Consider the following 2,406-nt stretch of genomic DNA (forward strand, 5'->3'; position numbering starts at 1 on the left):
GCTTCCACCTCGAACCTATTAACCTCATCATCTTTGAGGGATCTTATAACCGAAGTTGGGAAATCTCATCTTGAGGGGGGCTTCATGCTTAGATGCTTTCAGCACTTATCCCGTCCATACATAGCTACCCAGCGATGCCGTTGGCACGACAACTGGTACACCAGAGGTATGTCCATCCCGGTCCTCTCGTACTAAGGACAGCTCCTCTCAAATTTCCTACGCCCACGACGGATAGGGACCGAACTGTCTCACGACGTTCTGAACCCAGCTCGCGTACCGCTTTAATGGGCGAACAGCCCAACCCTTGGGACCGACTACAGCCCCAGGATGCGATGAGCCGACATCGAGGTGCCAAACCTCCCCGTCGATGTGAACTCTTGGGGGAGATAAGCCTGTTATCCCCGGGGTAGCTTTTATCCGTTGAGCGATGGCCCTTCCATGCGGAACCACCGGATCACTAAGTCCGTCTTTCGACCCTGCTCGACTTGTAAGTCTCGCAGTCAAGCTTCCTTATGCCTTTACACTCTATGAATGATTTCCAACCATTCTGAGGAAACCTTTGAGCGCCTCCGTTACTCTTTAGGAGGCGACCGCCCCAGTCAAACTGCCCATCTGACACTGTCTCCCACCATGATAAATGGTGCGGGTTAGAAATCCAACACAGCGAGGGTAGTATCCCACCAACGCCTCCACGTAAGCTAGCGCTCACGCATCTCAGGCTCCTACCTATCCTGTACAAGCTGTGCCGAATTTCAATATCAGACTACAGTAAAGCTCCACGGGGTCTTTCCGTCCTGTCGCGGGTAACCTGCATCTTCACAGGTACTATGATTTCACCGAGTCTCTCGTTGAGACAGTGCCCAAATCGTTACGCCTTTCGTGCGGGTCGGAACTTACCCGACAAGGAATTTCGCTACCTTAGGACCGTTATAGTTACGGCCGCCGTTTACTGGGGCTTCGATTCGTAGCTTCGCAGAAGCTAACCACTCCTCTTAACCTTCCAGCACCGGGCAGGCGTCAGCCCCTATACATCACCTTACGGTTTAGCAGAGACCTGTGTTTTTGATAAACAGTCGCTTGGGCCTATTCACTGCGGCTCTCCTGGGCGTTAACCCTAAAGAGCACCCCTTCTCCCGAAGTTACGGGGTCATTTTGCCGAGTTCCTTAACGAGAGTTCGCTCGCTCACCTTAGAATTCTCATCTTGACTACCTGTGTCGGTTTGCGGTACGGGCACCACAATTCTAGCTAGAGGCTTTTCTCGGCAGTGTGAAATCAACGACTCGAGGAAACAATTTCCTCTCCCCATCACAGCTTGACCTTAAGAGTGCCGGATTTGCCTAACACTCAGTCTTACTGCTTGGACGTACAATCCAATCGTACGCTTCGCCTATCCTACTGCGTCCCCCCATCGCTTAAAACGAATTATGGTGGTACAGGAATATCAACCTGTTATCCATCGCCTACGCCTATCGGCCTCAGCTTAGGACCCGACTAACCCAGAGCGGACGAGCCTTCCTCTGGAAACCTTAGTCAATCGGTGGACGGGATTCTCACCCGTCTTTCGCTACTCACACCGGCATTCTCACTTCTAAGCGCTCCACATGTCCTTGCGATCATGCTTCAACGCCCTTAGAACGCTCTCCTACCATTGTCCTTACGGACAATCCACAGCTTCGGTAATATGTTTAGCCCCGGTACATTTTCGGCGCAGTGTCACTCGACTAGTGAGCTATTACGCACTCTTTAAATGATGGCTGCTTCTAAGCCAACATCCTAGTTGTCTGGGCAACGCCACATCCTTTTCCACTTAACATATATTTTGGGACCTTAGCTGGTGGTCTGGGCTGTTTCCCTTTCGAACACGGACCTTATCACCCGCGTTCTAACTCCCAAGTTAAATTGATTGGCATTCGGAGTTTGTCTGAATTCGGTAACCCGATAAGGGCCCCTCGTCCAAACAGTGCTCTACCTCCAATAATCATCACTTGAGGCTAGCCCTAAAGCTATTTCGGAGAGAACCAGCTATCTCCAGGTTCGATTGGAATTTCTCCGCTACCCACAACTCATCCGCTCACTTTTCAACGTAAGTCGGTTCGGTCCTCCATTCAGTGTTACCTGAACTTCAACCTGGTCATGGGTAGATCACCTGGTTTCGGGTCTACGACCAAATACTCAACGCCCTATTCAGACTCGCTTTCGCTACGGCTCCACATTCACTGCTTAACCTTGCATCAAATCGTAACTCGCCGGTTCATTCTACAAAAGGCACGCCATCACCCATTAACGGGCTCTGACTACTTGTAAGCACACGGTTTCAAGTTCTATTTCACTCCCCTTCCGGGGTACTTTTCACCTTTCCCTCACGGTACTGGTTCACTATCGGTCACTAGAGAGTATTTAGCCTT

The 2,406-nt window shown here is 50.9% G+C and carries 1 rRNA gene; it reads right to left on the reverse strand.

Features of this window, described 5'->3' with window-relative positions:
• Positions 1–2,406, reverse strand: a 23S ribosomal RNA gene (locus ACF91D_RS29835); the annotation flags it as partial.

The organism is Staphylococcus sp. 231237_7MaSpsaltlick (genome assembly GCF_043107035.1).